Genomic DNA, 909 nt, shown 5'->3' on the forward strand with positions numbered 1-909 from the left:
TTTGTTCAGAATATTCGCAAATTCGACGCGCGTATTCTAACTCTCGATTCACGTCCTGAACGCTTCTTGACTGTTGGTAAAAAGTTCTTGATCGTTGATTCGTTTGTTAAGTGGCAGATCGAAGATGTCAGTGCTTATTACAAGGCGACAGCCGGCAACAGATGGCAAGCGACGACGCTTTTGTCTAACTCTACCAACAAAGGGCTTCGTGATGAGTTTGCTTCTCGTAGCTTGACTGAAGTTGTATCGGGTGAGCGTGATGAGCTCATGTCTGACATTACTACTAAGTTGAATGAGCAGACTTTGGCTGAATTTGGTATCCGAGTTTTAGATGTTCGCGTTAAGGGTATTGATCTACCGGAAGACTTATCTAAAGACGTATATCGCCGTATGTCGACAGAGCGTGAGCGTGAAGCACGTGAAACGCGGTCTCAGGGTCGCGAGTTGGCAGAAGGTATTCGCGCTGATGCGGATCGTGAGAAGGTTGTTATTGAGTCTGACGCTTACCGAGAGTCAGAAATCACACGTGGTGAGGGGGATGCAATTGCGGCATCCACTTACGCTGAAGCGTTCAATAAGAACCCAGAGTTCTATGCGTTTACGCGTAGCTTGCAAGCATATAAGGATACCTTTGCTAATAAAGAAGATGTCCTTTTATTAAAGCCTGATAGTGAGTTCTTCAAATACCTAAATCAGGCTAAATAGGCAAGTTCCTTACTCGTAAATCAATGAAAGAAGCACCTTAGGGTGCTTTTTTCATTTTTTGGCCTTTTTAATACCAACAACACCTTTTGTTGTTTTCAATTAAGCGTTAAAATCGCGCCCCTTTGCCTTTAACGAAATTAGACTTAGCTTAGATGGACTGGAATGATCTGTTCACAGCACTTTGTTTAGTGCTTGTAATTGAGG

1 protein-coding gene is annotated in these 909 nt (G+C 43.3%); it reads left to right on the plus strand.

The window, feature by feature from the left end; all coding sequences use genetic code 11:
* Positions 1-705: protease modulator HflC (gene hflC, locus A3738_RS26170; RefSeq protein ID WP_068763960.1), on the plus strand; the 705-nt coding region annotated here is incomplete at its 5' end.
* Positions 706-909 lie beyond the last annotated feature (204 nt).

The sequence above is a fragment of the Oleiphilus sp. HI0066 genome, from assembly GCF_001635725.1.